General features: G+C 71.0%; 23 protein-coding genes. 6 read left to right on the top strand and 17 right to left on the bottom strand.

Features of this window, described 5'->3' with window-relative positions; genetic code table 11:
- Positions 1-25: 25 nt before the first annotated feature.
- The gene (locus JGS39_RS01670) at positions 26-1,357 is read right to left on the bottom strand and encodes an N-acetylmuramoyl-L-alanine amidase (RefSeq protein ID WP_219566766.1); all 1,332 of its coding nucleotides are present in this window, start codon (positions 1,355-1,357) and stop codon (positions 26-28) included.
- 403 nt (positions 1,358-1,760) lie between these two features.
- Here JGS39_RS01670 and JGS39_RS01665 point away from each other — a divergent pair, with 403 nt between their 5' ends.
- The gene (locus JGS39_RS01665; RefSeq protein WP_219566764.1) at positions 1,761-3,974 is read left to right on the top strand and encodes a terpene synthase family protein; all 2,214 of its coding nucleotides are present in this window, start codon (positions 1,761-1,763) and stop codon (positions 3,972-3,974) included.
- On the opposite strand, the gene JGS39_RS01660 is transcribed toward JGS39_RS01665, so the two are convergent.
- The 8 genes from JGS39_RS01660 to JGS39_RS01625 all read right to left on the bottom strand — a co-directional run bounded on the left by JGS39_RS01660 (position 3,950) and on the right by JGS39_RS01625 (position 11,881).
- Positions 3,950-6,331: a glycoside hydrolase family 95 protein gene (locus JGS39_RS01660; RefSeq protein ID WP_236063068.1), complete on the bottom strand. Its 2,382-nt coding sequence runs from the start codon at positions 6,329-6,331 to the stop codon at positions 3,950-3,952. The genes JGS39_RS01665 and JGS39_RS01660 overlap by 25 nt on opposite strands.
- Positions 6,332-6,464: 133 nt before the next feature.
- Positions 6,465-6,965 carry a hypothetical protein gene (locus JGS39_RS01655; RefSeq protein WP_018550733.1) on the bottom strand — a complete coding sequence of 167 codons (501 nt, stop codon included), beginning with the start codon at positions 6,963-6,965 and terminating at the stop codon, positions 6,465-6,467.
- Between the two features lie 84 nt (positions 6,966-7,049).
- Positions 7,050-7,457, bottom strand: a complete 408-nt coding sequence (locus tag JGS39_RS01650) for an ACT domain-containing protein (RefSeq protein ID WP_219566760.1) — start codon at positions 7,455-7,457, stop codon at positions 7,050-7,052.
- A 102-nt stretch (positions 7,458-7,559) separates the two neighbouring features.
- Positions 7,560-7,799: a DUF397 domain-containing protein gene (locus JGS39_RS01645; protein ID WP_219566759.1), complete on the bottom strand. Its 240-nt coding sequence runs from the start codon at positions 7,797-7,799 to the stop codon at positions 7,560-7,562.
- 111 nt (positions 7,800-7,910) lie between these two features.
- On the bottom strand, positions 7,911-9,077 hold the full coding sequence (locus JGS39_RS01640; RefSeq protein WP_219566756.1) for a thiolase family protein: 1,167 nt from the start codon (positions 9,075-9,077) through the stop codon (positions 7,911-7,913).
- The gene (locus tag JGS39_RS01635; protein ID WP_219566754.1) at positions 9,070-10,122 is read right to left on the bottom strand and encodes a thiolase family protein; all 1,053 of its coding nucleotides are present in this window, start codon (positions 10,120-10,122) and stop codon (positions 9,070-9,072) included. The genes JGS39_RS01640 and JGS39_RS01635 overlap by 8 nt, the downstream gene beginning before the upstream one ends.
- A complete protein-coding gene (locus JGS39_RS01630; protein ID WP_219566752.1) occupies positions 10,123-11,064 on the bottom strand; it encodes a Zn-ribbon domain-containing OB-fold protein in 942 nt (313 codons plus the stop codon).
- Between the two features lie 16 nt (positions 11,065-11,080).
- Complete coding sequence (locus tag JGS39_RS01625) at positions 11,081-11,881, bottom strand: crotonase/enoyl-CoA hydratase family protein (RefSeq protein ID WP_219566750.1); 801 nt, start codon at positions 11,879-11,881, stop codon at positions 11,081-11,083.
- A 165-nt stretch (positions 11,882-12,046) separates the two neighbouring features.
- Between JGS39_RS01625 and JGS39_RS01620 the strand changes: the two genes are divergently transcribed.
- The 3 genes from JGS39_RS01620 to JGS39_RS01610 all read left to right on the top strand — a co-directional run bounded on the left by JGS39_RS01620 (position 12,047) and on the right by JGS39_RS01610 (position 15,990).
- A complete protein-coding gene (locus JGS39_RS01620; RefSeq protein ID WP_219566748.1) occupies positions 12,047-13,672 on the top strand; it encodes an acyl-CoA synthetase in 1,626 nt (541 codons plus the stop codon).
- 144 nt (positions 13,673-13,816) lie between these two features.
- Positions 13,817-14,893 (top strand): right-handed parallel beta-helix repeat-containing protein, encoded by a 1,077-nt coding sequence (locus JGS39_RS01615; protein ID WP_219566746.1) that lies wholly within the window; start codon positions 13,817-13,819, stop codon positions 14,891-14,893.
- A gap of 35 nt (positions 14,894-14,928) precedes the next feature.
- Positions 14,929-15,990, top strand: coding sequence for a methyltransferase (locus JGS39_RS01610; protein WP_219566744.1), 1,062 nt, complete (start codon positions 14,929-14,931; stop codon positions 15,988-15,990).
- A gap of 65 nt (positions 15,991-16,055) precedes the next feature.
- Here JGS39_RS01610 and JGS39_RS01605 read toward each other — a convergent pair whose 3' ends face one another.
- The 7 genes from JGS39_RS01605 to JGS39_RS01575 form a co-directional block, all read right to left on the bottom strand.
- Complete coding sequence (locus JGS39_RS01605) at positions 16,056-16,388, bottom strand: TcmI family type II polyketide cyclase (protein WP_148018250.1); 333 nt, start codon at positions 16,386-16,388, stop codon at positions 16,056-16,058.
- A 79-nt stretch (positions 16,389-16,467) separates the two neighbouring features.
- Complete coding sequence (locus tag JGS39_RS01600) at positions 16,468-16,947, bottom strand: SRPBCC family protein (RefSeq protein WP_219566742.1); 480 nt, start codon at positions 16,945-16,947, stop codon at positions 16,468-16,470.
- 1 nt (position 16,948) lies between these two features.
- Positions 16,949-17,206: an acyl carrier protein gene (locus JGS39_RS01595; protein ID WP_219566741.1), complete on the bottom strand. Its 258-nt coding sequence runs from the start codon at positions 17,204-17,206 to the stop codon at positions 16,949-16,951.
- A 37-nt stretch (positions 17,207-17,243) separates the two neighbouring features.
- Positions 17,244-18,485 carry a beta-ketoacyl synthase N-terminal-like domain-containing protein gene (locus JGS39_RS01590; RefSeq protein ID WP_219566740.1) on the bottom strand — a complete coding sequence of 414 codons (1,242 nt, stop codon included), beginning with the start codon at positions 18,483-18,485 and terminating at the stop codon, positions 17,244-17,246.
- Positions 18,482-19,750, bottom strand: coding sequence for a beta-ketoacyl-[acyl-carrier-protein] synthase family protein (locus JGS39_RS01585; RefSeq protein ID WP_148018246.1), 1,269 nt, complete (start codon positions 19,748-19,750; stop codon positions 18,482-18,484). Before JGS39_RS01585 ends, JGS39_RS01590 begins: the two co-directional genes overlap by 4 nt.
- Positions 19,747-20,181, bottom strand: coding sequence for a cupin domain-containing protein (locus JGS39_RS01580; protein ID WP_219566739.1), 435 nt, complete (start codon positions 20,179-20,181; stop codon positions 19,747-19,749). Before JGS39_RS01580 ends, JGS39_RS01585 begins: the two co-directional genes overlap by 4 nt.
- A 76-nt stretch (positions 20,182-20,257) precedes the next feature.
- Positions 20,258-21,379, bottom strand: a complete 1,122-nt coding sequence (locus tag JGS39_RS01575) for a SchA/CurD-like domain-containing protein (RefSeq protein WP_219566738.1) — start codon at positions 21,377-21,379, stop codon at positions 20,258-20,260.
- A 263-nt stretch (positions 21,380-21,642) separates the two neighbouring features.
- Between JGS39_RS01575 and JGS39_RS01570 the strand changes: the two genes are divergently transcribed.
- Positions 21,643-23,277: an FAD-dependent oxidoreductase gene (locus JGS39_RS01570; protein WP_219566737.1), complete on the top strand. Its 1,635-nt coding sequence runs from the start codon at positions 21,643-21,645 to the stop codon at positions 23,275-23,277.
- Positions 23,278-23,300: 23 nt separating this feature from the next.
- On the opposite strand, the gene JGS39_RS01565 is transcribed toward JGS39_RS01570, so the two are convergent.
- The gene (locus JGS39_RS01565; protein WP_219566736.1) at positions 23,301-24,824 is read right to left on the bottom strand and encodes an alpha/beta fold hydrolase; all 1,524 of its coding nucleotides are present in this window, start codon (positions 24,822-24,824) and stop codon (positions 23,301-23,303) included.
- 179 nt (positions 24,825-25,003) lie between these two features.
- Between JGS39_RS01565 and paaK the strand changes: the two genes are divergently transcribed.
- Positions 25,004-26,299, top strand: a complete 1,296-nt coding sequence (gene paaK, locus JGS39_RS01560; protein WP_219566735.1) for a phenylacetate--CoA ligase PaaK — start codon at positions 25,004-25,006, stop codon at positions 26,297-26,299.
- The last annotated feature ends 54 nt before the right edge of the window (positions 26,300-26,353 follow it).

Raw genomic sequence — 26,353 nt, 5'->3', positions numbered from 1 at the left:
TGCACCCTCGGAGAGGTGAATCCGCTCAGTGTGCGCGGACGATGTCCACGTCGGATGCCTTCACGAAGGCGATGCGGTGCCCGATCTGGACCGTCACGTACTTCTCCTTGCCCCGGAAGTAGGCGTGGTCCAGGGGGTAGGAGGAGTCGATCGTCGGTGCGTAGAAGAAGCCGGTGGGGGCCTCTCCGCCGCCGGGATAGGACTGGCCGGCCTTGATGGTGTACTGCAGGGCCGTGCCCACCCGCTGGTCCGCGAAGTCGGCGGGGTATTCGGACTTCTCCGGGTACGCGACCCCGTACACCGGCACCTCCGCCCTGCCGGCCTTCGGCTTGACCACGTAGCCGGACGTGGGGGTGGTGGTGCGGGTACGGGCCGGAGTGCTGAACCAGGCCTTCTTGCCGTACCACCAGATCGCCGTCCAGCCGGGTGCGTGGTCGGCGACGACCGCCTGCTGGGTGGCGCTGATCTTGCTGCCCCAGTCGGCGGCGCAGTTGGTGCCGGGAGAGCCGTCCGTGTGAAGGCCCGGGTCGGAGAAGAGCGGCGCGTCCTCGGAGGGTTCCGTGTGCAGCGGCACGGCGCTGGAGCCCTGTACGGGGAGGTCGATGCCCTTCTCGCAGTCGCGGAACGCCTGCTGGTTGTCCTTGAACCGCGGGCTGACGGTGATGAGTTCGCTGCCCTTGCGGGCGGTAGGCACGGTGGGCCTGCCGAGGAGCGCCATGAAGCGGTTCCAGTCCCAGTAGGTGCCCGGGTCCCAGTGCATGCCCTTGGTGCCGGCGGCGCTGGTGGGCGGCACCCCGTCGTGACCGATGATGTGCTGGCGGTCCAGGGGGATGTCGTACTTGGCGGCGAGGTAGCGCACCAGCGCTGCCGTCGAGCGGTACATCTCGGGGGTGTACCACTTCGCGCCCTCGGTGGCGACGCCCTCCTGCTCGATGCCGATCGAGTGGCTGTTGACGTACCAGTTCCCGGCCTGCCAGGCGACGTCCTCGTTCTTCACCATCTGCGTGACATGTCCGTCGCCGGATCGCACCACGTAGTGGGCCGAGGTCTGCTTCAGCGGGTTCTGGAAGATCTTCAGCGTGGTGTCGAAGTCCTCCTCCGTGTCGTGGAGGACGATGAACTTGATCTTGTTGCTGTGCGGCCGGTCCGCGGTGTCGTAGTTGCCGTACGTCTCCTTGTCGGCCGGATCGCCGGTCTGCTGGTAGGCGGCCGGGACCCAGTCGCAGTCCAGACCGCGCGGGCACTGAGGCCGTACCCCGTCCGCGCCCGCGTGTGCCGCGGGACTGAGCAGCGCGAGACTCAGTGCGCCGACGGTGGTCAGCGCGAGTGCGCGTCCGGTCCTCTGCTTGGACGTCATGACAACCCTTCTTGGAGCTGGGCGTTTCCCGAGCCGTGCGTGTCGAGAGGTGTTCGTGTTTCCGATCTCGCGTTCCGTTGTGCGCGCACACTCTCTGACCTGAGGTGATGGCACGTCAAGGGTGTGGTGGGGGCCGCGGGTCGAGCCAGTGGACCAGACCACTGGCAGGTGCTCTGACCTGCGAAGGGAAAGCGGCAACGGGATTCTGGCGGTGCCGTGTTACCTGAGTTTTACGCAGGGGCCGGCCGGCCGGAGCGGCCCCGGTCCATCCCTCGAACGAGCGCACTTCTTGTGTGACTAATGGCGGCTGTGCGTGCCTCGAACGGCCGAAGGGTAGTGCTGGCGCGGACACGAACGATCCGCGTGACGCTCACGCGGAGGCTCACCGAAAGGCCGGACGCACATGGCACAGCCCTTCACCCTGCCGGACTTCTACGTTCCGTACCCGGCGCGCCTCAACCCGCACGTCGAGGAGGCGCGGCAGCACACGAAGACGTGGGCGCGGGCCATAGGGATGCTGGAGGGGTCCGGCATCTGGGAGGAGAAGGACCTCGACTCCCACGACTACGCACTGCTGTGCGCGTACACCCACCCCGACTGCTCGGCCGAGGCGCTGTCCCTGGTCACCGACTGGTATGTGTGGGTCTTCTTCTTCGACGACCACTTCCTGGAGCTGTTCAAGCGCACCCCGGACCGTGAGGGGGGCAAGCGCTACCTGGACCGGCTGCCCGCGTTCATGCCGATGGAGCGGGGTGCGCCGACGCCCGAGCCGGAGAACCCGGTCGAGGCGGGGCTGGCGGATCTGTGGGCGCGGACGGTGCCGGGGATGTCGGACGCGTGGCGGGTGCGCTTCGCGGAGGCGACGGAGAACCTGCTGAACGAGTCGCTGTGGGAACTCGCCAACATCAACGAGGGCCGCATCGCGAACCCCGTCGAGTACATCGAGATGCGGCGAAAGGTGGGCGGCGCCCCCTGGTCGGCGGGGCTGGTGGAGTACGCGGCGGCTGCGGAGGTACCCGAGGCCGTCGCCGGTGAACGGGCCCTGCGTGTCCTGCGCGACGCGTTCTCCGACGGCGTCCATCTGCGCAACGACCTGTTCTCGTACCAGCGGGAGGTCGAGGAGGAGGGCGAGAACAGCAACGGGGTTCTGGTCCTTGAGCGCTTCCTCGACTGTTCGACGCAGGAGGCCGCCGAGGCGGTCAATGATCTGCTGACGTCCCGGCTGCAGCAGTTCGAGAACACGGCACTGACCGAACTGGGCCCGCTCTGCGCGGGGAAGGGCCTCGACGCGGCACAGACGGCGGCGGTGCTCGCGTACGTCAAGGGGCTTCAGGACTGGCAGTCCGGTGGCCACGAGTGGCACATGCGCTCCAGCCGCTACATGAACGACGGCGGGGCCGGACAGGCCGAGCCGGGCTTCGGGATGGCCGCCGCGTCGATCCGTCTCACTCCCCGCTCGGAGTCCGCGAGGGCGCGCAGTCACACGCATCTGCCCTACCAGCACGTCGGGCCGTCCCTGCTGCCCGACTTCGACCTGCCGTTCGGCACGACGCTCAGTCCGCACCTGGACGGGGCCCGGGAGCGGATGGTCAGCTGGGCGGACCGGGTGGGCATCCTCCAGGCTCAGCCGGGGGTGCCCGGCTCGCACATCTGGGACGAGGAGCGCCTGCGGGCGATCGACCTGCCGCTCTGCGCTGCCGGCATCCACCCGGACGCCACCCCCGACGAGCTCGACCTGTCCTCGCAGTGGCTGGCGTGGGGGACCTACGGCGACGACTGGTTCCCCGTGGTGCACGGGCGGGCCCGCGATCTGGCGGGGGCCCGGCTGGCCAACGAGCGGCTCTCGCTCTTCATGCCGCTGGACGGGTCCGCGCCGCCCGAGCCCGTCAACGCGCTGGAACGCGGGCTGGGTGACCTGTGGGAGCGCACCAGCGCACCGATGGACGACAGCGCCAGGCGCGCGTTCCGCACGTCCATCGAGGACATGACCGCCAGCTGGCTGTGGGAGCTGGCGAACCAGGCACAGAACCGGATTCCCGACCCGGTGGACTACGTCGAGATGCGGCGCATGACGTTCGGCTCGGATCTGACGATGAGTCTGTGCCGGCTGGGGCACGGCAGGAAGGTACCGCCGGAGATCTACGCGAGCGGCCCGCTGCGCTCCCTGGAGAACGCGGCGGCCGACTACGCCGCGCTGCTCAACGACCTGTTCTCGTACCAGAAGGAGATCGAGTACGAGGGTGAGGTGCACAACGGTGTGCTGGTCGTGCAGAACTTCTTCGCCGTGGACTATCCGACGGCGATGAGGATCGTGCACGACCTGATGAACTCGCGGCTGCGCCAGTTCCTGCATGTCGCCGAGCAGGAACTCCCGGTGCTGTTCGACGACTTCGATCTGGACGCGGAGGCGAGGGAGATCCTCGCCGGTTACGTGCTGGAGCTGAAGCACTGGATCGCGGGCATCCTGATCTGGCACCGGGACTGCAGGCGCTACCGCGAGGAGGATCTGCGCCGGGGCACCGCGGCCCCGTGGCACCTGAGCGGTCCCACGGGGATCGGCACCTCGGCGGCGCAGGTGACTTCGTTGTTCGCTCAGCTCTCGGGGGTCAGCGTGTAACGGCGTCCCGCCCGGGCCCTGATGACCTTCTCGCCGCTCGTGAACAGCGTGCTGCGTACGGTCACTTCACGGGTGCGGCCCGCCGTGATCACCACACGGCGGGCCTTTCCGGCGGCCCATTCGATGTCGACGGTGAAGCCACCGCGGGCGCGCAGTCCGCGCACGGAGCCGTCGGGCCAGGCGGCGGGCAGAGCGGGCAGGATCTCGACGGTGTCGTGCTGGCTCTGCAGCAGCATCTCCGCGATGCCCGAGGCGGCGCCGAAGTTCCCGTCGATCTGGAACGGCGGGTGGGTGTCCCAGAGGTTGGGCAGGGTGGAGCTCTTCAGCTGTTCCGCGAGCATCTTGTGGGCGTGGCTGCCGTCCCGCAGCCTCGCCCAGAAGTTGATCTTCCAGGCCTTGGACCAGCCGGTGCCGCCGTCCCCGCGGGCTCTCAGGGAGACGGCGGCGGCCTCGGCCCAGGTGCTGCCCGCCTCGATCTGCCGGCCGGGGTGGAGGCCGAAGAGGTGCGAGACGTGACGGTGGGTGTCGGCCGGGTCGTCACGGTCGGTCTTCCACTCCTGGAGCTGCCCCCAGGACCCGGTGCGCAGGCCGGGGTCAAGGCGGTCGAGGACCGTTTCGAGACGGTCGCGGAAGGCGGGGGCGTCGCCGAGGGTGCGGGCGGCCTCCAGCGTGCTCGTGAGGAGGTCGTGGACGATCTGCTGGGACATCGCGGCCCCTGCGGTGAAGTCCCCGTGCTCGGGCGAGTAGCTCGGGGTGACGACGAGCAGTCCGTCGCGGGGGTCCGTGCGCAGGTTGGCGAGCCAGAACTCGGCGGCCTCCTTCATCGCCGGGTAGGCGGTGGAGCGCAGGTAGCCGGTGGAGCCGCTGAAGCGGTAGTGCTCGTACATCTGCTGGGTGAGCCAGGCGGCCGCTTCGGGGAACCAGAAAGCGGGGGACCAGTCATGGACGCCGGTGAAGCCGTACGGGTTGGTCTCGTTGTGCACGACCCAGCCGGCGGTGCCGAACATCTCCTTCGCCGTCCTGCGGCCGGGTTCACGCATCGCCTCGACGTAGCGGTCGTAGGGTGCGGTGGTCTCGGCCAGGTTGGTGACCTCGGCGAGCCAGTAGTTCATCTGGAGGTTGATGTTGGTGTGGTAGTCGGCGGACCAGGGCGGGTTGGTGGCGTTGTTCCACACGCCCTGGAGATTGGCGGGCAGCGAGCCGGCCCGTGAGGAGGCGATGAGCAGGTAGCGGCCGTACTGGAAGAAGAGCGCCTCCAGGGACCGGTCCGCCGCGCTCCCCGATCCTGTGTAGGAGCTCAGCAACCGGTCGGTGGGCAGGTCGGGGAGGTCCTGGCCGATGTCGAGGGCGACGCGGTCGAAGAGGGTGCGGTGGTCGTTCACATGGGCGGTGCGCACGCTCTCGTACGAGGCGGCCGCGGCGGTGTCGACGGCGGCCGCGACCTTCCGGTGCGGGTCCTCGCCCCGGTAGGCGGGGTAGGTGTCCGCGTAGTCGGTGCCCGCCGCCAGGTAGAACCACGCGTGGTCGGCTCCGGTGACGGTGAGACTGCCGTCAGCCCCGGCGGTGACCTCGCCGCCCGAGGTGCGGACACGGATCTGGGCCTCGAAGCGCAGTCCGTTGTCCTGGAGCGCGCCGCGGACGGTGAGCCGGTCTCCGGCGGCGGAGGCGGTGAAGTCGCTCCGCGGGGAGGTGTAGCGCAGGGTGAAGGCCACGTGCCCCGGACTGTCCGCCGTCAGCCGGCCGGCGATGACGGAACCCGGGTGGGAGACGAAGAACTCCCTGCTGTGGGCCACCCCTTCGTGGGTGTAGGCCACGGACGCCAGGGCGGTGCGCAGGTCCAGGGCGCGCCGGTAGGAGGCGTCGGGGGCGGCCGGTGCGTCCGGTACGTCGAGGTGGAGCTCCCCGAAGACCTGGTAGGCGCCGTAGCCGCGGCGTGGCTGTCCGAGTTCGGCGGCCACGGCGTCGGGACCGAGGGACCCCTCTCGGTCGAGGCGCTCCTGCACTCCGGCGAGGGCGCCCGGCCTGGGGGCGGTCCAGTTGCCGAAGTCGTATCCCTGGGCCGAGCCGGGCCCGCCGGTCCAGAGAGTCTTCTCGTTGAGGGTGAGGAGTTCGGAGGCAAGGGTTCCGTGCACGCTCGCGCCCAGGGCCCCGCCGCCGATGGGCAGCGACTCGCGCTCCCAGTCCGCGGCGGGCGCCCGGTAGTGGAGTACCGGGTTCGGCAGCTCCGCCTGTCGCTCAGCAGTCTCCGATTCATCGGAGGTGCCGGAGGCGGCTGCCGTTCCGGAGAGAGCTGGAACTCCCCACGCCAGAGCCCCTGTTACGCCGATCGCCGTCTTCACAGTGGTACGTCGTGTCATCCCGGATGTCATGCCGAACGACGCTAGAGGTCCGACGACTGCCCCGACAAGGCGCACGACAAAGCGACCTCTTGGACAGAGGCCGCGTGTACTTGGACGGAAATGGCGCGGCCGAACGGCGGCCGGGGCCGGCTCAGCCCTGCTGGAAGAGCTCGGCTGGCAGCGGCTTCAGCAGCGTGTACAGATCATCGGTGATCGGCCGGTCCCAGCTGGCGATGGTGACGAGGACACCGTCGCTGCGGTCGAACTGCACGCAGGAGATTCGGCTCTCGGAGAGCTTCACCCGGCGCACGATCAGCAGGTTGTCGCCCTGCATCACGGGCATGTCCTCGGTGCCGGTGACCTCGACCGGCTCGTCGTTCTCCAGCGCGAGCAGCAGCTGGGCGACCTCGAAGGGGACCTGGCCCTCCTCCGTCTCGCGGGCGGGCGAGCCCTCCGGGAGGTTGCCGATGATCATCGCGGGGCCGCGGCCGCCGAACAGGTCGTAGCGCAGGAACACGCCCTGACAGCTGCCGTCGGGAGCGGGCAGCAGACCGGCGCCGAGGTTTCCGGGCCAGTCGCCCGGGTCCATGGCCAGGACGTCGAAGTCGGGGCCCGCGGGTGTGGCGGCGCTACGGCGGCGGAGGAAGGACATGCAGACATGTTACGTGTCCGGGGCCGCCTCGCCGAGCCGGGCCCGGGCAGGCCTGTGCCGCCCCGGCCCCGGCAACACCCCCGGTCACCCCGTGCCCGACTCCGAGGCCAGTGCCTCAAGCACGGCGACCGCCTCGGCGGACCGCTCGTACGGGACGAAGAGGTGGTCGTGGTGGAACCCGGCCACCACGTTGCAGCTGATCCCCGCGTCGGTGAGGGCGAGCGAGACGGCGGCGGTCAGCCCGACGGCCTCCAGGGCCGAGTGCACACGGAGAGTGATCCAGCCGGTCACGTAGGAGTATGGCAGCCCCACCGCCACGGCTTCGGCTTCGGGGAGTACCAGCGTGAGCCCTTCGGCCTCACGGACCGTGACGACCGGGGTGGCACCGGAGGGTACGCGTCCGTCGGGCGCGGTCGCGTAGACGTAGCGCCCCGGGTGCAGCTCCGGACGCAGATCGCTCAGCAGGACGCGAAGATCACTTTCACCGGTCACACCCGCCACGCTACCCAAGGTGTGCGCCCCGCCGCTCGTGAGGTCGCGGGGCCGGGGCCCCGCGACCGGTCCGGGCGGCCCGGGTGGCTCCTCGGAGGCCGGTCACCGCGGGTCGAACCCGCCGTGCCGGGCGTTCACGACGAAGGTGCGCCATTGCGCGGGAGTGAAGACCAGCGGCGGGCTGCCGGTGCGCCCGGCGTTGCGCATCGCGATGAATCCCTCGACGAAGGCGATCTGGACGTCTCCGATGCCCTGACTGCCGGAATGCCACCGGGCGTTGCCGAGGTCGAGTTCCGGCTTGCCCCAGCGGGCGAAGTACTGGGGCGTAGTCCTGGGTGCCACGTCGGCTCCTTCCGCTCGTCCTTGCGGCCGGGACAGAGCCTAGTCATCGCGGGTGTTCCCGGACAGGCCGCGGTGCGCGTCGGGCGCGGCCTGTCCGGGAGGGTCCCGGTGTCAGCCCGTGGGCGGTTCGGCGCCGACGAGCCACATGGAGAAGAACTGGGCGCCGCCGCCGTAGGCGTGGCCGAGGGCCCGCCGCGCCCCGTCCACCTGGTGCTCTCCCGCCCGACCCCGTACCTGGAGGGCGGCCTCGGCGAAGCGGATCATGCCGGAGGCGCCGATGGGGTTGGTGGACAGCACGCCTCCCGAGGGGTTCACGGGCAGGTCGCCGTCGAGCTCGGTGGCTCCGGCCTCGGTGAGCTTCCAGCCCTCGCCCTCGCCCGCGAAGCCGAGGTTCTCCAGCCACATCGGTTCGTACCAGGAGAAGGGCACGTACATCTCGACGGCGTCGATCTCCCGGCGCGGGTCGCTGATCCCGGCCTGCCGGTACACATCGGCGGCGCAGTCCTTCCCGGCCTGCGGCGAGACGAAGTCCTTGCCGGCGAAGAGGGTCGGTTCGCTGCGCATCGCACCGCCGTGCACCCAGGCGGGCGGGTGCGGTGAACGGGCGGCGCCCGCGCGGTCGGTGAGGATCATCGCGCAGGCCCCGTCGGAGGACGGGCAGGTCTCCGAGTAGCGGATGGGATCCCAGAGCATGGGCGCCGCCTGGACCTTCTCCAGGGTGATGTCCGCGTCGTGGATGTGCGCGTACGGGTTCTTCAGCGCGTTGCGCCGGTCCTTGTACGCGACGAGGGAGCCGACGGTGTCCGGCGCCCCGGTCCGGCGCATGTAGGCCCGCACGTGCGGTGCGAAGAAGCCGCCCGCGCCGGCCAGCAGCGGCTGCTGGAACGGGATGGGCAGCGAGAGGCCCCACATGGCGTTGGACTCCGACTGCTTCTCGAAGGCGAGCGTGAGGACGGTCCGGTGCACGCGGGCCGCGACGAGGTTCGCGGCGACGAGCGCGGTCGAGCCGCCGACCGAGCCCGCGGTGTGGACGCGGAGCATAGGCTTGCCGACCGCGCCGAGGGCGTCGGCGAGGTAGAGCTCCGGCATCATCACGCCCTCGAAGAAGTCGGGGGCCTTGCCGATGACGACGGCGTCGATGTCCGCCCAGGTCAGCCCGGCGTCCTGGAGGGCTGCCACGGCCGCTTCGCGGACGAGGCCGGCGAGCGAGACGTCGTGGCGGGCGGCGACGTGCTTGGTCTGGCCGATGCCGACGACGGCCACGGGCTCCTTAGGCATGAGCACTCTCCCCTTCGAGGACGGCGACCAGGTTCTGCTGGAGGCACGGGCCGGACGTGGCATGGGCGAGCGCCCGGTCGGACTCGCCGCGGTGGATACGGGCGGCGGCCTCACCGAGGCGGATCAGCCCGGCTGCCATCACCGGATTGGCGGCCAGCGCGCCGCCGGACGGGTTGACCCTGACCTCGTCGCCCAGGCCGAGCGCCTTGCGCAGCACCACTTGCTGGGAGCTGAACGGGGCGTGCAACTCGGCGGTGTCGACGGGGCGTTCGAAGACCCCGGCGCGTTCGGCGGCGAGCCGGGTCGACGGCGACTCGGTGAGCTCGCGCACTCCGAGGCCGTGGGCCTCGATGCGGTGGTCGATGCCGCGGATCCAGGCGGGCCGGTCGCACAGGGCCCGCGCGGTGTCCCCGGCGGCCAGGATCACAGCGGCGGCACCGTCGCCGACGGGCGGGCAGTCGCCGGTCCGCAGCGGCTGGACGAGGTAGTCGCCGGCCGGGACCGGCCCGCTGAGCTGCGCGTGCGGGTTGTCCGCGGCGTCCGCGCGGCTGCGGGCGGCGACGGCCGCGAGCGCGGTCTCGTCCGTGTCGCCCGCGTCGATCAGCGCCTGGGCCTGGAGCGCGGCGAGTGCGATGGAGTCGGGCCACAGCGGAGCGGTGTAGTACGGGTCGAGCTGCCGGGTGAGGACGTCGCGCACCTGGCCGGGCGAGGACTTCCCGTACGCGTAGACGAGCGCGGTGTCCGCCTCGCCCGTCTGGATCTTCACCCAGGCCTCGTACAGGGCCCAGGCGCCGTCCATCTCGACATGGGACTCGGAGATCGGCGGGTGCGCCCCCACCCCGTCCAGCGCCATGGTGAACGAGAAGGCGCGGCCGGCGAGGTAGTCGCTGGAGCCGGAGCAGGTGAAGCCGATGTCGCTGGTCCTCAGGCCGGTGGCGTCGAGGACCTGGTGCAGGACGGGCATGAGCATCTCGACTTCGGACAGTTCGTCGGTGCGCCGCAGATGGTCGGTCTGCGCGAAGGCGACGATCGCTACGTCTCGCATCTAGACCAGCTCCTTGTACGCGTCGTAGTCGGCATCGGGCTCACCGGTGGGCCGGTAGTGGTCGGGGTGGCGGTTTCCCTCGGACCAGACGGGTTCGACCCGCAGCCCCATCCGCACCTGGTCGTACGGGATGCCGCCGATCCGGGCGTGCAGCGCGAGGTCCGCACCGTCCAGGGCGATGTGGGCGTAGACGTAGGGCACTTCGATGTCGAGGTTCTTGGCCTTGATGTTGACCACGCAGAAGGTGGTGACCGTGCCGCGGGGCCCGACCTCGACCCGTTCGTCGGTGGCGACGCCGCAGGTGGGGCAGGCGCCGCGCGGCGGGACGTACACCTTGAGGCAGGACGGGCAGCGTTCCCCGACGACGCGCCGGCCCGCGAGCGCTTCGAGGTAGGCGCTCTGCGCGCGACCCGGCGAGTAGGTGTAGTCGAGGCGTGCGGGGGTGACGATGCCGGTGACCGGGTCCGCGAACTCGCCGTCGTGCGGGGCGGATCCGCCGGGTTCACCCTCGTACGGCTCGAAGCAGGCGATGTCCGTGATGGCGCCGGTGCGGGTCCCGGCCCAGCGGACGCGGACGCGCATGCCGGTGTGGACGGCGTCGGGTCCGGGTGCGTCCAGGACGTGCAGGAGCGCGGTGTCGGCGCCGTCGAGGCGGACGAGCACCCAGGCGAAGGGGGTGTCGAGCGGCTGGTCGCGGCGCGGGTGCGGGTTCCAGGCCCAGGTGGTGACCGTTCCGGTGGCCGCGACCTCGACCAGGTCCTGGATCTCCTCGGCGGTGACGGGGTCGTACTCGACGGGCGGGACCAGGACCTTGCCGTCTCCGGTCCGGACGCCGAGCACGGTGCGTTCGCGCAGTCCGGTCAGGAAGGCGCTCTGGACCGGGCCGAGGGAGCGGGTGAAGGGGAATTCGACCACCAGCGGTGCGCTGAGGATGTCGGGCACAGGTGCCTCCTATGGTTCAGTGCCGCCGGTAGACGGGCGGGCGCTTCTCGGCGAAGGCGCGGGCGCCCTCCTTGGCGTCGGCGGTGGCGAAGACGGGCCAGCCGCGCTTGAGTTCGGCGGCGAGGCCGTCGGTCTCGGTCATCTCCGCCGTCTCGTACACCGAGGCCTTGACCTCCTCGACGGCGAGCGGGCCGCAGGCGTTGATCTGCTCGGCGACGGCCAGGGCCGCCTCCAGGGCGGTGCCGTCGGGAACGACTCGGCCGATCAGCCCGATCCGGGCCGCTTCGTCCGCCGAGTAGGGGCGGCCGGTGAGCAGCATCTCGAGCGCGTGGGTGCGGGCGATCTGGCGCGGCAGCCGCACGGTGGACCCGCCGATGGGGAAGAGGCCGCGGCGGACCTCGAAGAGTCCGAACGTGGCGCTCTCGCCGGCGATGCGGATGTCGGTGCCTTGCAGGATCTCGGTGCCGCCGGCCACGCAGTGGCCCTCGACAGCGGCGATGACCGGCTTTCGGGGGCGGTGGTGGCGCAGCATGGCCTTCCAGTGCAGATCGGGGTCGGCCGTCATCCGGTCCCGGTACTGCTCGCCCTCCATTCCCTTGCCGGCGAGGGCCTTGAGGTCCATGCCGGCGCAGAAGCAGCCGCCGGCTCCGGTGAGGACGACGGAGCGGACCTCCTCGTCCTCGTCCGCGGCCAGCCAGCCGTCGTACAGGCCGACCAGCATCGGCAGCGAGAGCGCGTTCTTGCTCTCGGGCCGGTTCAGGGTGAGCACCAGTGTGGCGCCTTCGCGCTGCACGGTGAGGTGTTCCGTACCGCCCATGGTCTGTCTCCCGTCTCAAGGCTAGAACAGGTTGCAGTAAGTGGGGAAGCAGTTCAATAGTTTTCTGACAGTCAGTCAGATTTCTTCCCGGGCCCTCTTCCCACTTGTGCCGGTCGGCGCTCTAATGACCGCCGAGCCACTCAGCAACCGGGGTCAGGAGGAACGGTGGAGTACAACCTTGCCGACCTGTTCGAATCGGTCGTCGACGCTGTCCCGGAACGCGAGGCGCTCGTCTACCTCGACCATCCCGGAACAGGTGCCGAACGCAGGCTCACGTACGCGGAGCTCGACACCGCGGCCAACCGCATCGCCCACCACCTCATCGAGGCGGGCATCGGTCCCGGCGAGCATCTCGGGCTGCACCTCTACAACGGCATCGAGTACCTCCAGACCGTGCTGGCCTGCATGAAGGCACGCATCGTCCCCGTCAACGTCAACTACCGCTACGTGGAGGAGGAGCTGGTCTACCTCTACCGTGACGCGGATCTGGCGGCGCTCGTCTTCGACGCGGAGTTCGACGGGCGCGTCGCCGCCGCCGCCCCGCAGGCGCCGAAGCTCCGCCATCTGGTGCGGGTGGGCGCGTCGGCGGACGGCACGCCCGGGCCCGACGCGGTCGCGTTCGCAGCGGCGGAGGCGGCCGGGGGCGAGGGGCGGGGCTTCCCGGCCCGCTCGGCCGACGACCAGTTCATCATCTACACGGGCGGCACCACGGGCATGCCCAAGGGGGTGATGTGGCGCCAGGAGGACCTGTTCTTCTCCGGCCTGGGTGGCGGCGCACCGACGGGCGACCCGGTGAAGACCCCCGAGGAGCTGGCCGAGCGGGTGGCGGCCGGCGGGGAGGGCATCACCTTCTTCCCCACTCCCCCGCTGATGCACGGAACCTCGACGCTCACCGCGTTCATCGGCTTCAACTTCGGTCAGCGGGTCGTCGTCCATCGCAAGTACGTGCCGCACGAGGTGCTCCGCACCATCGAGAAGGAGAAGGTCACGAGCGTGTCGCTGGTGGGCGACGCGATGCTGCGGCCGCTGATCGACGCGCTGAAGGGGCCGCTGAAGGGCACCGACTGTTCGGCGCTGTTCTCCGTCTCCAGCTCGGGCGCGATCATGTCCGACTCGGTGCGGGCGGAGTTCCAGTCGCTGGTGCCGCATGTGATGCTGCTGAACAACTTCGGCTCCTCCGAGTCCGGCTTCAACGGCACGGCGACCGCCGACTCCGGTCCGCAGAACGGTTTCCGTCTCAGGGTCAACGCGCGTACGGCGGTCGTCGACCCGGCGACGTACGAACCGGTGGTGCCGGGCGAGCCGGGGCGGATCGCCCAGCGCGGTCACGTGCCGCTCGGCTACTACAACGACCCGGGCAAGACCGCCGAGACGTTCTTCCGCAAGGGTGACGAGCGGTGGGTGCTGCTCGGCGACATGGCGACGGTGGACGCCGAGGGCATCGTGACGGTGCTCGGCCGGGGTTCGCAGTGCATCAACACCGGGGGCGAGAAGGTGTACCCGGAGGAGGTCGAGCAGGCGCTCAAGTCCCACCCGGATGTGTACGACGCGCTGGTCGCGGGCGCTCCCGACGAGCGGTGGGGCAACCGGGTCGCCGCCGTGGTGCAGCTGCGCGAGGGCGCCGAGGCCCCCTCGCTCGACGACGTCCAGGCGCACTGCCGGACCCGGCTGGCCGGTTACAAGATCCCGCGCCATCTGGTCATCGCCCCGCAGATCCAGCGCTCCCCCAGCGGCAAGGCCGACTACCGGTGGGCCCGCACGGTCGTCGCACCCCGCCCGGCCGCCGGCTGAGACGGGACGAATCACCCGAGTGCCCGGCCCCGCGTCCACGACGGACGCGGGGCCTTCGCCGCGGCGTAAGCCATTCGGGCACGGCCCGTGTCCAACCGGGCACCCTGCGTGGCATCGGGGGGTGATCGCCCCTAGCTTCGGCTCATGAGGAAACGACACATCACCAGCCTCGTGAGCATCGCAGCCGCCTCGGCCGTCGGACTGGGCGTCGTCGCCCCGTCCGGCCCGGCCGCCGCCGCCGGCGGCCACGTGGTGCGTCCGGGCCAGTCCATCCAGGCGGCGGTGGACGCCGCGCAGCCCGGTGACACCATCGTCGTCCGGCCCGGCACCTACCGGGAGAGCGTGCTGATCACGACACCCGGACTGACCCTGCGCGGCTCCGGGGGCCGTACCGTCATCCGGCCCGGGGCGAGCGAGGACCGGACCCAGAACGCCTGCGCGAAGGCAGGCAACGGGATCTGTGTCCTGGGCACGGCACAGGACACCGTGGACGACGTGTCCATCAGGTCCCTGACCGTGTCCGGGTTCACCAGGAGCGGCATCTGGGCGTCCTGGACGGACGGGTTGGAGGTCCGTTCGGTGACCGCCGCGTCCAACGGCGTCTGGGGCATCGCGCAGCAGCGGTCCACCCGCTCCGACCTCCGGCACAACACCGCCCGCTCCAACGGGGACGCGGGCATCTTCGTCGCCAACAGCGTCGACGAGGAGGGCGGTGCCACCGACACCGGCGGGACCCGGGTCCGGGGCAACACCCTCACCGACAACCGGATCGGGTTCACCGCCCGGCGCGTACGGAACCTGATGGTGAAGCACAACACCTTCACCGCCAACTGCAGCGGCGTGTTCGTCGTGGGCGACGAGGGGACACCGCAGGCCGGCGCCATGACCGTCCGGTCGAACCGGATCATCGGCAACAACAAGTTCTGCGCCGCCACCGAGCGGCTGCCCGCGATCCAGGGTTCCGGGATCGTCCTGACCGGCACCGAGTCCACCGAGGTGCGGTCCAACGTGATCCGCGACAACGTGGGTGCCACCCCGCTCTCGGGCGGCGTCGTGCTGTTCAAGAGCTTCGTGGGAGCGAAGAACACCGACAACACCATCAGCGACAACACCGTCCTGGGCAACCAGCCGGCGGACCTGGCCGACCAGGACACCGCCGGCACGGGCAACCGTTTCACCGGCAATGTCTGCACCACCTCCGCACCGGCCGGAATGTGCTGACCGGTGTCCCCCCGCACAAGGAGAAGCGAGACGGCATGACCACCGTGAGCACCACCCCCACCACCACTCCCGTCCAGCCGGTCCCCACCCCGCAGCCGGCCATGCGGCTGCGCGAGATCGTGTTCGGGGCCGCCCGCTCCGCGGCCGTGCGCGCAGCCGCCCGGCTGCGCGTCGCGGACGCGCTGGGTGAGAAGCCGGCCACCGCGGACGAGCTCGCCGCCGTGGTGAAGACCGAACCGGGGCCGCTGCGGCGGCTGCTGCGTGCCCTGTCCTGCTACGGCATCTTCGCCGAGAACGCCGACGGCACCTTCACCCACACCGACATGTCACGACTGCTGCGCGAGGACGACCCGCACAGCCTGCGGGACATCTCGCTGTGGTGCACGGAGCCGTGGACGTGGGAGGTCTGGCCCCGGCTGGACGACGCGGTGCGCTCCGGCGGCAACGTCTTCGAGGACGTGTTCGGCAAGGAGTTCTTCGACTACCTCCACCAGGACGCCCACGAGTCGGCCCAGGTGTTCAACCGGGCCATGACGACGTCCAGCATGCAGTCCGCGCTGGACGTCGCCGCCCTGCTCGACCTCACCGGGGTGTCGGTCGTCGCCGACATCGGCGGTGGTCAGGGGCACGTGCTGGCGAGCCTGCTGGAGAAGCACCCGTCGGTCAGCGGCACCCTGATGGACCTGCCGGGTGTGGTGGCACGGGCCGACGAGCGGCTGCGGGACGGCGGTTCGCTCGCGGGCCGGGCGTCCATCGTGGCCGGAGACTGCCGCGAGGGCATTCCGGTGGCCGCCGATCTCTACATCATCAAGAACATCCTGGAGTGGGACGACGACAGCACCCGCCGGGCGCTCGCGTCCGTCTGCGCCGCGGCACGTCCCGGGGCCCGGGTCGTCGTCATCGAGAACCTCGTCGACGACACCCCGTCGATGCGGTTCACCACCGCCATGGACCTGCTGCTGCTCCTGAACGTCGGCGGCGCCAAGCACACCCGGCAGAGCCTGGTCGACCGGCTGTCCGGCGCCGGGCTGGCCATCGGCGAGATCCGGCCGGTCAACCCGTACCTCCACGCGTTCGAGTGCGTGGTCCCCGGCTGACGCGTCCGCACATGACGGGGCCCCGGGTCCGGCCCAGCGGCCGGGCCCGGGGCCCCGTCGTCTCGTCATGCGGTGGAGTCGCGCTCCCAGCGGTAGAACTCCTGCGCCATCGCGTCCTTCGGTCCCCGCCAGGTCTGCGGGTCGTAGGGGCTGACGAAGGCGGTGAGCCGGTCGCTGATGTCCTTGAACGCCGGATGGCCCGTCACCTTGGCGATCTCCGGGCCCGGCGGACGCTCGGACTCGATCAGGTGCAGATAGACGTCGCCGAACTGGAACAGCTTGCGCCGGGTGACGCCCACCAGGTGCGGCAGCTCACTGCTGTCGGAGGCGGCGAACAGCTCGGCGATGTCCGGCGCGGATTCCGGCGCCATCCGGGCGACGATCAGAGCGTGGTGCATCAGGTGGTGCCTTTCTGGTACCCGGTCCGGGGCCCGGCCGGGGAGGCCGGGCCCCGGACCGCCGTCGGCGGACGGTGTGTCAGTTGGCCGGGACGGCGGCCGTGCGTCGCTCTCGGTCGCGCTGCTCGATCTTGTCCCGGATGAGTTCCATCTGGACACGGGAGTTGCGGTTGATGTTGTCGGTCATCCACGCGTCGTCGACCGGGGCGTCGGGGCGCATGGCGAAGTCCTGCGTCCACCGCATCCGCGTGCCGCCGGGAGCCTCGGCGTACTCCCAGTGGATGTCCATGTGCTGGAACGGGCCGGGCTCGACGCGGCGGGCGCTGACGGTGCGTCCGAGGCGGTCCGTGGTGCGCTCGGAGACCCAGCTCCATACTTTGTCGTTCTCGTCGGGGTGCATGGTCAGACGGAAGGTGGTCCGCTCACCGTCGCGCTCGATGACCTCGACCGAGGCGTACTCGCTGAACAGCCGGGGCCAGTTCTCCAGGTCGTTCGTCATGTCCCAGACGAGGTCCAGGGGGGCGGCGATGATGATCTCGTTCTCGGTGTGTCCGGACACTTCAGGCTCCTGTCATGAGGCTGTTGTTGACGAGGTCGAGGAACTCGCGGGGGGTCTTGCAGCGGTCGGCGTCGGCCGGCAGCGGGCGCCCGTGCCGGTTCTCCAGTACGCCGACGATGCCGAGGAGGCCCAGCGAGTCGAGGCCGAACTCGTCGAAGGCCGTGTCGGACCGGTTCTCCATCTCGCGGTGGTCGACGGTCAGTCCGGCGCCCTTCTTCATCAGGGACGCGAGCTCTTCGTACGTCAGTCGGTCGGTCATGAGGGCTTCTCCTTCTCACGGGGGTGGTCGGTGGGGTTCACGCGGGGCGCCGAAGCACCATCGCCGCGTTGGAGCCCATGAGGCCGCGGCTGAGCACGAGGGCCGTGCGCAGCTCGGCGGGGCGGGCGCGGCCCATGACGACGTCGAGGTCGTGGCACACCTCGAAGACGTTGGGCGTGGGCGGGATCAGGCCGTTCTCCATGGCGAGGACGGCGGCGGCCGCGTCGAGAACGGGGGCTCCGCAGTAGGCCCGTCCGATACCGGTCTTCGGCGCGGTCACCGGGACGCGGCGGCCGTGCGCGCCCAGCGCGTCGGCCAGCGCCAGTGCCTCGGCCCGGTCGGCCTCCGGAACCCCGAGGGCGTCCGCGAAGACCACGTCGATCTCCTCGGGGGCGCAGCCGGCCTCGCGCAGCGCGCCCTCGATGGCGTGGGCGAGCCCTTCGCGGGACTCCTCCCAGCGCATCGCGGTGGTGAACGTGGCCGCGTGACCGGCGATCTCGGCCCGGACCCGGGCGCCGCGCTCCCGGGCCGCCGTCTCCTCCTCGACCACGAACATCGCCCCGCCCTCGGCGGGCACGAATCCACAGGCGTCCGAGGTGAACGGGCGGTAGGCCCGCGTCGGCTCCTCGGCGGCGCTCAGGTCCCGGTAGCCGAGCTGGCAGACGACGGAGTAGGGCGCGAGCGGGGCCTCCGCCGCGCCGACCACCACCGCGTCGGTGCCGCGCCGGACGGACCGGTCGGCGTGCGCCAGGGCGTCGAGGCCGCCGGCCTCGTCGCTGGCCACCACCGCGCACGGCCCCTTGAAGCCGCCGCGGATGGAGATCTGGCCGGTGCTGGCCGCGTAGAACCAGGCGATCGACTGGTAGGGGCCGACGTACTTGGAACCCTGGCCCCACAGTCGCTGCAGTTCGCGCTGGCCGAACTCGCCGCCGCCCGAACCGGCGGCGGTCACCACGCCCACGCTGTACGGGGCGTCCTCGTAGTCGGCGCGGCCCAGCCTGGCGTCGTCCAGCGCCATGTCGGCCGCGGCCATCGCGAAGTGTGTGAACCGGTCGGTCTGTACGAGGTAGCGCTCCTCGATCAGCGAGACCGGGTCGAAGCCCCGGACCTCGCCGGCCACGTGCAGGGGCAGTTCCTCGCACCCTTCACGGGTGACCCGGTCCAGGACGCTCATGCCTTCCTGCGTCCGCTTCCAGAAGGCCTCGGTGGTCGTGCCGTTGGGGGCGACGACGCCGATGCCGGTGACTACGGTCTGGCGGGGCTGCCGGGCCTTGCTCATGGTGTCCTCCCACCGCTTCTGGTCAGGGCCACCGCGGACTGGAATCCGCCGAATCCGCTGCCGACCGACAGGACGCTGCGCAGTTTCAGGGGTCGTGCGGTGCGGGGTACGTAGTCGAGGTCGCACTCGGGGTCCGGGGACTCGTAGTTCGCCGTCGGCGGTACGGTCTGGTGGACCAGGGCGAGTACGCAGGCGGCGATCTCTATCGCGCCGATAGCCCCGAGCGAGTGACCCACCATCGACTTGATGGAGCTCATCGGTACGTCGTGGGCGTGTGCGCCGAGCGCCCGCTTCACGGCGGCGGTCTCGTGGCGGTCGTTCTGCTTGGTGCCCGAGCCGTGCGCGTTGACGTAGTCGATGTCCGCGGCGGCGATGCCGGCGTGTCCGAGCGCCCGGTTGATGGCCTCGGCCATCTCCAGGCCCTCCGGGGTCAGCCCGGTCATGTGGTAGGCGTTGCCGAAGGTGGCGTAGCCCGCGATCTCGCAGTACACCGTCGCGCCGCGGGCGCGTGCGTGCTCCAGTTCCTCCAGGACGAGTACGGCTCCGCCCTCACCCATCACGAAGCCGTCGCGGCGGGAGTCGAAGGGCCGGGAAGCGTGCTCCGGGTCCTCGTTGTTGGCCGAGGTCGCCTTGATCGCGTCGAAGCACGCGACGGTGATCGGGGTGATCGGGGAGTCCGACGCCCCGGCGATGCACACGTCGACGCGGCCCTCCTCGATGGAGTGGAAGGCGTAGCCGATCGCGTCCAGGCCGGAGGTGCAGCCGGTGGAGACGGTCTGCACCGGTCCGTGCGCGCCGACCTGTTCGGCGACCGCCGCGGCAAGCGAGCTGGGTGAGAAGGCGCGCTCCAGATGGGGCCCGGCCGGGCGGTGGTCGACGTCCCAGCGTGCTCCGCTGCCGCTGACGGCGACGTAGTCGTGCTCCAGCCGGGTGGTGCCGCCCACCGCGGTGCCGAGCGAGACGCCCATGCGCCACGGGTCGGTGCGCTCCGGGTCGAGGCCCGCGTCGGCGAGGGCCTCGCGGGCGGCCACCATCGCGAACTGCACGTAGCGGTCCGCCCGGGCTACCTCCTCCTCGTCCAGCCCGTACGCCGCCGGGTCGAAGTCGCACTCGGCGGCGATCCGGGACCGGAAGCCGGCCGGGTCGAAGAGGGTGATGCCCCGGGTCGCGGTGCGGCCGTTGGAGAGCAGGTCCCAGAAGGCCGGGGTGCCGATGCCGCCCGGGGCGACTACGCCGACGCCGGTGACGGCCACACGCCGGGTCATGAGGCTGCCTCGGTTCGTTCTGGCGGCGCGCCCCGCTCCGCCGACTCGGTGACCTCGGTGTCGACGTGACCGAGTTCCGGACGGGGCGCGAGCGGGCCGAGGTGGAAGACCATGCGCGCCTCGACGTCACCGACGTTGCGGAAGCGGTGGCGTACGTTCAGGGGGATCAGCAGTCCCTGGTCCGGCCGCATCGCGTACGGCTCGCCGTCCAGGTCCACTTCGAGCAGCCCGTCCACGACGTAGACGAACTCCTCGGAGTACGGGTGGTAGTGCTCCGCGATGCGGTCGCCGGGCTGAATGATGGCCAGCCCCATGAAGCCGCTGGTGGCGCCCACGGCCGTCGGGGTGAGAAGGGCGCGCAGGTCACCCCCGCGCCTGGTGTTGGGCTGGGTCTCACTGAGGTCCACGATGCGTGGCCGGTGGATGGTCATGGCTGCTTTCCTCCTGGCGCATGGCGCGTTGTGTCGACGGGTTGAGCGAGAACCCCCCAGGGTGCTGCTGCGCGGCTCAGGACTCCGCGGCCCGCCGGTCGGTGATCAGCTTCATCTCGGACCGGGCCAGGAATCGTGCGGCGTCCTCGTCGCTCGACGGCACGGCGTTCGCCTCGCCGTCGAGGAGGCGGGCGAGCCGGGCGGCCTTGCCGGGGCCGTGGATGCCGAGGGCCTTGGCGGGCTGCGCGTCGAGCGGGCCGCCCACCTCCAGCAGACGGACCACGATGTCGTCGCGCTGGAAGATCGTGCTGCTCTCGATGGGGCTGCCGGTGTTGTCGGCCTCCTCCTCGTCGTGCTCGGCCAGGAGGCGGGCCAGCGCCATTCCGCAGCCCTCCTTGGCCTGGTAGAACAGCGCGTGGCGCTTGCGCTCCCCGGCTGCGTGGCGGCCCGTCGTCACGTGGTGGACGGTGGGCAGGGCCGCCCGGGTGAAGAACATCCTGGCGGAGTCGGGGTCGGCCAGGTCGCGGTCCTGCTCCAGGTACGGGTTGATCGCCTCCTCCACGGCCCGGACCTCGGGCTGCCGGGAGACGTGCCGCAGGGCCGCGAGGAGGTCGCCCTCGACCTCGACCGCACGCACCACCCGGTTGCCGTGCAAGAACAGCGAGGTGCGGCGCAGTCGGGTGTGCTCGTCGACCCGGGCCTGCGGGGAGTCGTAGTCGGCGAGGATCTTCGCGACGATCTCCTCGGTGCCCGGCTTGACGGTGAACGTCAGCGCGTGGCGCACGACCCCGTCCCCGAGGCGGGGCGCGGCCTGGAGACCGCCCTTGACGGGCTCGAAGCTCTCCTCGAAGGCCGCGCCGGTCTCGCGCAGGACGCTGAAGCGCAGCGAGCGGGTGTCGCGTACGCAGCTGTGCAGGGGCTGGACCGTGGCGACGTGGTCCTCGCTGTTGACCCAGGCGAGGAAGGGCGGCGCGCTCTCCCACTCGCTGGTGATGAGCCACTGCGACGGGTTCTCGATGGACTGGCACAGCTGGTCACTGATGTGGCCGGGGATCGAGGCGACCTGGTTGCGCATGTGCTCGTACGCCTCCAGGAACTGCTTCTGGGCGCCGTCGTGCAGGTCAAGCAGCAGGATGACCCGCAGCCTTGATCCGTCGAAGGCGGACTGGGAGGTCCGTTCCGAGAGCGTGGTGGTCATCTTGCGAACTCCTTCGGACGAGGCGAGAACCGGCCGGGCCGGTGGGAACCGTCGTGTGGGGGTCGGAGCGGGGAATCTCCCGGCGGATGCGCACGGTCCGCCCGGACCGTGGGCGACGTCTCCGTGACCGATCGTGAATCGCTGGTCCGGCTGACGCGAGATTTATGAACCGTTCAGGTGAGCGGGCGTCCGAACCGCTCCCGCAAGGCTCCGACACGGGCATGGACACTGCATCTGTACGGCGTCCGAGCTGGAGCGACTCAATGAACGAGAACGTCGACGTCCAAGTACCGGTCCTCATCGTGGGCGGCTCCCTGGTGGGCCTTTCCGCGTCCCTCTTCCTCGGCCGGCTCGGCGTCGAGCACCTGCTGGTCGAGAAGCACGCCGCCACTTCGACACATCCACGGGGCCGCGGCAACAACGTCCGCACGATGGAGATCTTCCGCCGGGCGGGGGTGGAGCCGCAGATCCGTGCCGCGGCGTCCGTCCTGGCGGAGAACCACGGCATTCTGCAAGCCGGTTCACTGACCGGCGACGACCAGGAGTGGCTGTTCAAGGAAATCGACCCGGGTGGCGCACTGGCCCGTTTCAGCCCGAGCGGCTGGTGCCTGTGCAGTCAGAACGACCTGGAGCCGGTCCTCCTGGACCGGGCCCGGGAGCAGGGCGGTGATCTGCGGTTCTCCACCGAGCTGCTCTCGTTCGACCCGGATGCGGCGGGGGTCGGGGCGGTCCTGAAGAACCGGGAGACGGGCGAGCACACCACTGTGCGGGCGGACTACCTGATCGCGGCCGACGGCCCGCGCAGCCCGGTCCGGGAGCAGTTGCGCATCGGCCGTTCGGGTGCCGGTGACCTGTTCCACAACGTGAGCATCACCTTCCGGTCCCGGCAGCTCGCCGAGGTGCTGGGCGACCGGCGCTTCATCGTGTGCTACCTGACCAATCCGGAGGCGGACGGCGCGCTGCTGCCGGTGGACAACGAGCGGGAGTGGGTGTTCCACGCGCCGTGGCAGCCGGACCGGGGCGAGACGCTGGAGGACTTCACGGACGAGCGGTGCGTGGCACACATCCGCAAGGCGGTCGGGGCGCCGGACATCGACGTCGAGATCACCGGCAAGGCGCCGTGGCACGCGGCGGAGCGGGTGGCCGACCGGTACTCGCGGGGCCGCGTCTTCCTGGCCGGCGACTCGGCGCACGAGATGTCGCCCACCGGGGCGTTCGGCTCCAACACGGGCATCCAGGACGCGCACAACCTGGCGTGGAAGCTCGCGGCCGTGCTGCGCGACGAGGCGGGCCCGGGCCTGCTGGACACGTACGAGGCGGAGCGGCGGCCGGTGGCCCGGGCGACGAGCGAGCGGGCCTCGGCACGTTCGGGCGAGCACAGCCACCCGGGGTACGCGCCTGCGCCGACCGTGGGCGGCGGTAAGCGCGGCGGGATGCTGAACGTGGCGCTGGGCTACCGCTATGTCGACGGCGCGGTGCTGGGCATCGGCCCGGAGTGGCCCGTGGTGCCCGAAGGCGTGCAGCTGGCGGGTGAACCGGGCAGCAGGGCGCCGCATCTGTGGGTCCGCCGGGCCGGTGAGCGGATCTCCACGCTCGACCTGTACGAGCGGTCGTTCGTGCTGCTGACCGACGCCGCGGACGTGGCGTGGCGGCGGGCGGCGGCCCGGGTCGGCGAACGGCTGGGGGTGCGGCTCGACGCGTTCGGGATCGGCACGGGCCCGGGCGGGGACCTGGAGCCGGAGGACGGTGCCGACTGGGCCGAGGCGCACGGGACGAGCGCCGAGGGCGCCGTGGTGGTGCGCCCCGACGGGTTCGTCGCCTGGCGTGCGGAGTCGGGTGTCGAGGACGCCGACGCGGCGCTGCACGAGGTCATGGTGGCGCTGCTGCGCCGGGACTGACGCCGAGGAGGGCCGCGAACGGCTCAGCCCACACCGAACGACCGGAGGGCCGCGAGGAACTCCTCCGGCCGTTCGGTGTGCACGAGGTGGCCCGCGTCGATGGTGACGTGCCGCGCACCGGGGATCGAGCGGGCCATCCGGGCAATGTCGTCCTGGTCGATCTGGCTCCTGGGCCCGCCGCCGATGACGAGCGTGGGGGCGGTGATCTCGCCGAGGAGTTCACGGCCTGCCGGATCCGGGTCGTTGAGCTGGGCGTCGGTGGAGGGCACCAGGGACCAGTCGAAGTCCAGCTCCTCCCCGGGGCGTTCGGCGGCTGCGCGGGGCGGGTCGAGCGGGAAGGGCGGCGGCGCCTCCTCGATGACGAGGCGGCCGATGAGTCCGGGCTGCCGCTCGGCGAGCAGATACGCCGCGGCGCCGCCCATGGAGTGTCCGACGACCGTGGCACCGGCGAGGTTGCGTACTTCCAGGAAGGCGTGCAGGTCGTCGCGGAACAGCTCGAAGGAGTAGCGGCCGGGCCAGTCACTGAGCCCGTGGCCGCGGAAGTCGAAGGCGTACACCCGGTGCCGGACGGCGAGCCGTTCGGCGACGATGGTCCAGGTGGCGCTGGAGCCGCACCGTCCGTGGACGAGGACGACGGGCGGTGCGGACGGGTCGCCCCACATGCGGTGGGCGAGCCGGATCCCGCCGGCCTGGACGCTGTGCACGTCCGGGTCCAGGAAGGCGGTGACGGTCCGGACGAAGGCCCCCGGGTCGTCGAGCCAGGGGAAGTGCCCGGCGCCGCGCTGCACGGCGAACTCCGATTCGGGGAAGAGTGCGGCCAGTTCGGCGGCACGGTCGGGCGTCGTCACGCCGTCGTACTCACCTGCGAGGACGAGCACGGGTGGCGCAAGGGTCCGCAGTGCGGCGACCGTCGCGGCCGGATCGAACGCCCCCTGGCCGTAATAGGCCCGTGCCGCTTCGGAGTTGATCTGCTGCGCGGACGAAGCGGCGTGGGACTGCGCGGCGGCGTCCCAGCGCCCGTACAGGAACGGCCTCGCCGCTGCGCGCAGTTCGTCCGTCATACGTCCTGCCCAGATCTCCTCCAGGGCCGGGAGCGCCGACGCGTACCAAGGTTCCGGGCTGCGCAGCGCGGCGGCCTCCCGGGCCTCGCGCTCGACGAACGGGAAGCCGACCGCCCGCGTGGTGGGTGCGACGAGGATCAGGCTCCGCACCGCCTGCGGGTACCGTGCCACGTAGAGCGCGGCGAGATCCCCGGCCGCCGAGTGGGCGAGCAGGTCGGCACGGTCGGTCCCCAGATGCCGGCGCAGCGCCTCGACGTCCTCGACGAGCCGGTCGCACCGGTAGGTGGAGATGTCGTCCGGTACCGCGGAGTCCCCCGTCCCGCGCAGGTCGAGCACGACCAGCTGCCGTACGGCAGAGAGCCCGCCGAGGTCCCCGAGGTAGGCGCCGGCTCTCATCGCGCCGCCGGGCAGGCAGATCAGTGGCTCGCCCTCCCCCATGACGCGATAGGCGAGCTCGGTCCCGTCGTACGTGTGGAAAGTCGGCATGGACCCATCCAAACAGGGCCGACCGGGTGACGCAGCCGTGTTCGGTACGGGCGTATCCGTGGCACGTATCGGATACGCCGCACCTCTTGCCACACCGGGGAAGATCCTGAATTACTGCTCCCGGAAGGAACGACCGAATGATCGGTCGTCTGCACGGTGCAAGGAAGAGGGAGATCGGCATGGGAGTTCTGCTGGACGCGGCGGAACGGATGGGCCGCGAGGAGCTGGCGGTGCTGCAGCTGGAACGGCTGCGGGCCACCCTGCACCATGCGTACGACCGGGTCGGTCACTACCGGCAGGCGTTCGACCGGGCGGGGCTGCGTCCGGACGACTGCCGCTCGCTGGCCGATCTGGCCCGGTTCCCGTTCACCACCAAGGCCGATCTGCGCGACAACTACCCGTTCGGGATGTTCGCGGTACCCGAGGAGCAGGTGAGGCGGATCCATGCCTCCAGCGGGACTACGGGCCGCCCGACGGTCGTCGGCTACACGGAGAAGGACCTCGACACCTGGGCCGACGTGGTGGCCCGCTCGATCCGGGCGGCCGGCGGGCGGCCCGGGCAGAAGGTCCATGTCGCCTACGGCTACGGACTGTTCACCGGCGGGCTGGGCGCGCACTACGGCGCGGAGCGGCTCGGCTGCACGGTCATCCCGGCCTCGGGCGGCATGACGGCCCGGCAGGTGCAGCTGATCCAGGACTTCCGGCCCGAGATCATCATGGTGACGCCGTCCTACATGCTGACGCTCCTGGACGAGTTCGAACGGCAGGGCGTCGACCCGCGGACGACGTCGCTGAAGGTGGGGATCTTCGGGGCCGAGCCGTGGACTCAGGAGATGCGCCGTGAGATCGAGGAGCGGTTCGCGATCGACGCGGTCGACATATACGGGCTGTCCGAGGTGATGGGCCCGGGAGTGGCGCAGGAGTGCGTGGAGACGAAGGACGGACTGCACATCTGGGAGGACCACTTCTATCCCGAGGTGGTCGACCCGTTCACCGGCGAGGTGCTGCCCGAAGGGGCGGAGGGTGAGCTGGTGTTCACCTCGCTCACCAAGGAGGCCATGCCGGTGATCCGCTACCGGACCCGCGACCTCACCCGGCTGCTGCCCGGCACGGCACGGGTCTTCCGGCGCATGGAGAAGGTCACCGGGCGCAGCGACGATCTGGTGATCCTGCGCGGGGTGAACCTCTTCCCGACGCAGATCGAGGAGATCGTGCTCCGTACGCCCGGGGTGTCGCCGCACTTCCAGCTGCGGCTGACCCGCGAGGGGCGGCTGGACGTGCTGACGGTGCGGGCCGAGGCCCGGGCAGGCGCGACACCGGAGCAGCGGGAGGCGGCGGCCGCTTCGGTCGCGGCGGCCGTCAAGGACGGGATCGGGGTCTCGGTCGGGGTCGAGATCCTCGATCCGGAGACGCTGGAGAGGTCCGTCGGCAAGTTCAGGAGGATCGTGGACGAGCGCGAGCAGCGGGGCAGTTGACGGCTGATCGGGGCGGTTACCGGCACAACTCCTCACGATTCGGCTGTGGTTGCT

It is taken from the genome of Streptomyces poriferorum, assembly GCF_019399235.1.
In the GTDB taxonomy this organism is placed as follows: Bacteria; Actinomycetota; Actinomycetes; order Streptomycetales; family Streptomycetaceae; genus Streptomyces; species Streptomyces poriferorum.
This window is presented reverse-complemented; position numbering and strand designations above follow the sequence as displayed.